Source organism: Amycolatopsis minnesotensis (assembly GCF_039529815.1).
Classification (GTDB): Bacteria; Actinomycetota; Actinomycetes; order Mycobacteriales; family Pseudonocardiaceae; genus Amycolatopsis; species Amycolatopsis minnesotensis.
In genome coordinates, this window is record NZ_BAAANN010000102.1 from 1 (window position 1) to 3,960 (window position 3,960).

Genomic DNA, 3,960 nt, shown 5'->3' on the forward strand with positions numbered 1-3,960 from the left:
AACACCGCCGCGAACACCGGAAACACCCCAGACAAACCCCACCCCATCCCCACCCGCTGAGACCCCTGCCCCGAAAACACCACCGCAAGCCGAGACGGCCCCACCACACCGCGCGCGACCGCACCGGAGAACTCGCCCTCGGCCACCGCGCGCAGTTCACGCGCGAACTCCGCGGCGTCCGAACCGGTCACGACCGCGCGGTTGCGCAGCATCGCCCTGCTGGTCGCCAGCGAGAACCCCACATCCAGCGGCGAGGTGTCCGGGTGCTCCTCGAAGTACGCCGCCAGGCGCGCGGCCTGCGCGCGCAGCGCGGGCTCGGTCTGCGCGGACACCGGGAGTGCCACCACCGGCGGCGCCACGGTCACCGGTTCCGCGTCGGTCACCGGTTGCTCCGGCGCCTCCTCGATGATGACGTGCGCGTTGGTACCGCTGACCCCGAACGACGAGACCCCGGCCCGCCGGGGCCTGCCGTGCTCCGGCCACGGGCGGGCGTCGGTGAGCAGGCGCACCGCGCCCGCCGTCCACTCCACTTCGGTCGTCGGCTCGGTCACGTGCAGCGTCTTCGGCATGAGCCCGTGGCGCGCGGCGAGCACCACCTTGATCACGCCTGCCACCCCGGCGGCGGCCTGCGGGTGCCCGATGTTCGACTTCACCGATCCGATCCACAGTGGACTGTCCGACGGCCGGTCCTGGCCGTAGGTGGCCAGCAGCGCGTGCGCCTCGATCGGATCACCCAGCGTCGTACCCGTGCCGTGTGCCTCCACCACGTCCACATCGGACGGTGACAACCCCGCACCACTGAGCGCCTGCCGGATCACCCGCTGCTGCGACGGCCCGTTCGGCGCGGTCAGGCCACTGCTCGCACCGTCCTGGTTGACCCCGCTGCCCCGTACCAGCGCGAGCACGGGATGACCGTTGCGGCGCGCGTCGGAGAGGCGCTCCACCAGCAGCATGCCGACACCCTCGCCCCAGCCGGTGCCGTCCGCGTCCGCGGAGAACGCCTTGCACCGGCCATCCGGCGCGAGCCCACCCTGCCTGCTGAACGACACGAACGCCGACGGGCTGGCCATCACGGTGACCCCACCGGCCAGCGCCATCGTGCAATCGCCCTGGCGCAGTGCCTGGCAGGCCAGGTGCAGCGAGACCAGCGAGGACGAGCACGCGGTGTCCAGCGTGACCGCCGGCCCCTCCAGCCCGAAGGTGTAAGCCACCCGTCCCGACGCGACACTTCCCGCGTTCCCGGTCAGCAGGTGGCCCTCGACGCCCTCCGCGACGGAGTGCGCCTGCATCGCGTAGTCGTGATAGGACAGTCCGACGAAGACGCCGTACTTCCTGCCGCGCAACGAATACGGGTCGATCCCGGCCCGCTCGAAGGTCTCCCACGACATTTCGAGCAGCAGCCGCTGCTGCGAGTCCATCGCGAGCGCCTCGCGGGGGCTGATCCCGAACAGCTCCGGATCGAACGCCCCGGCGTCGTGCAGGAAGCCGCCCTCGTGGCAGTAGGTCGTGCCTTCCTCGTCGCCGTCGCTGAGCAGCGAGCCAAGGTCCCAGCCTCGGTTCGCCGGGAACTCCGAGATCGCGTCCCGCTCCTCGACCAGCAGGCGCCAGAAGTCCTCCGGGGATCGCACCCCGCCGGGCAGGCGGCAGCTCATCGCGACGATCGCGATCGGCTCGCTGTTCGCGGTGGTGAGTTCGTGGTTCTGCCTGCGCAGCCGGTCGGCTTCCTTCATGGAGGCGCGAAGGGCTTCGAGAACCTTGTCAGCGGGCAGGGCCATCATGCACTCCACGTTTCCGGCCCGGAGGAGCCGGAGCCCTCCAGCGCCAACTTCACCAGTGTTTCGTCATCAAGCGCGTCGATCTCCAGTGCGCCGGGCGCGTCGTCCACCGTCGCGGCGTCCTCACCGAACAGGTCGGCGTCGATCTTCGCCGCCATCAGTGCCGGGTTCGGGTAGTCGTAGAGGAACGTGCTCGGGAACCGCAGCCCGGTCTCGGCGTTGATGCGGTTGCGCAGTTCGACCGCGCTCAGTGAGTCGAAACCCGCGTCCAGGAATCCCCGGTCCACCACGACCGCGTCCGGGCCGCGGTGGCCCAGCACCGCGGCGACGTTCACCCGCACCATTTCCAGCACGGCGTCGCGGCGTTCCAGCGGACCGGTGCCTTCGAGCCGGTCCCGGAATCCGGCCTCCCGCGGTGCTTCCGGCGCGCTTGCCACGCCGGGCAGGTCCGCCAGCACGACGACGGAGTCGCCAAGGGACAGCGCCCGGCCCAGTGCGGTGAGCGCGCCGTCGGACGGGAGCGCCGAGATGCCGCTGCGCCGAAGGCGTTCCGCGACCGCTTCCGTCTCCGCCGCCATGCCCGCTTCGGCCCACGGTCCCCACACGACCGACAGCCCGGGCAAGCCGTCGAACCGGCGCTGCGCGACCAGGGCGTCGAGATAGGCGTTGGCCGCCGCGTAGTTCGCCTGACCGGCACCACCCAGGACACTCGCGATCGAGGAGTAGCAGACGAACGCCGACAGGTCGAATCCCGCGCCGAGTTCCTGCAGCAGCCGCACGGCGGTCACCTTGGCGGCGAGCACGGCGTCGAACCGCTCCGCCGTCAGCGACGCCAGCATCCCGTCATCGAGCACGCCCGCCGCGTGGAAGACCGCGGTCAGCGGCGCGGCATCCGCCGAGAGCCGCTCGAACAGCCCGGTCATCGCGGTCCGATCGGTCACGTCACCCCTGGCGATCGTGACGCGGGCGCCCAGCGCGGCCAGTTCCTCGGTCAGCGCGGTGGTCGCGGGTTCGTCCCGGTCGCGGCGGGTCGTCAGCACCACGTGCTCGGCACCGCCTGCCACCAGCCACTTCGCGAGCAGACCACCGAGCGCGCCGGTACCACCGGTGATCAGCACGGTGCCGCTGGGCCGCCAGCCGTCTCGTTCGGTACCGGTGACCGGTGCCGGGACGATCCGGTGGCCGCACGATCCCGGCTCCCGGATGGCCACCTGGTCCTCGCCCATCCCGGCCAGTGCCGCGACGAGCCGTGTCCGCGCCCGGTCGTCCAGCCGCGCGGGCAGGTCGACGAGACCACCCCAGACTTCCGGCTGTTCACGGGCGGCGACGCGGCCGAAGCCCCACAGCATGGCCTGCTCCGGGCTGGCAAGTCGGTCGGCGACACCGGTCGAGACGGCGCCGGACGTGGCGCACCACAACGTCAGGTCGCTCGCGTCGGCCACGGCCTGGGTCAGCGCCAACGTTCCCGCAATGCCGTTCGTGACGCTCCCCCGGCGGATCCGGGTGTCCAGTCCCCACAGGGAAAGCACGCCGCGAACCGGGCCCGCCTCGGCGAGGCGGGTGATCAGGGTCAGCCGATCGGCGTCGTCCGCGCCGACGTCGATCCGGTGCGGATCGCCGCCACCGGCGGCCAGGGCCAGCACGCAGTCGGCGACCAGCGGGTCGTCGCGGTGCGAATCCGGCACCACGAGGACCCAGCGGCCGTCCAGCGCGGCCACGATGTCACCGAGCGGAGTCCAGCGCTCCCGGTACCGCCATCCATCCACAGTGGACTGTTCCTGCGAACGCCTGCGCCAGTCGGACAATGCGGGCAGCAGATCGGCCAGCCCGGCGTCGGCGCCGATCTCCAGTGCCGCCGCGAACCCGGCCACGTCCTGGTTCGCCACGACCTCCCAGAACCGCTCGTCCGCAGGCTCGGAGGCCGCACTCTTGACGGGTGTGTCCGGCCAGTAGCGCTCGCGTTGGAAGGGGTAGGTGGGGAGGTTGAGGTGGTTTCCGGTGGTGGTGGTCCAGGTGATGGGGGTGCCGTGGGTGTGCAGGGTGGCCAGTGCGGTGGCGAGGGTGTGGTTCTCGTTGGTGTGGGGTCGGTGGGTGGGGATGGTGGTGGTGTCGGGGTGGCTGGTGGTGATGGCTGTGCTCAGGCTGGTTCCGGGTCCGGCTTCCAGGAACGTGGTGATTCCTCGTG

Annotated in this window: 2 protein-coding genes; both read right to left on the minus strand. The window is 71.5% G+C overall.

Annotated elements, in window-relative coordinates; genetic code table 11:
- A partial coding sequence (locus tag ABD256_RS43935; RefSeq protein WP_344432333.1) for a type I polyketide synthase occupies positions 1-1,775 on the minus strand: 1,775 nt, incomplete at its 3' end.
- Positions 1,775-3,960: SDR family NAD(P)-dependent oxidoreductase (locus tag ABD256_RS43940; protein ID WP_344432335.1), on the minus strand; the 2,186-nt coding region annotated here is incomplete at its 5' end. The genes ABD256_RS43935 and ABD256_RS43940, both read right to left, overlap by 1 nt.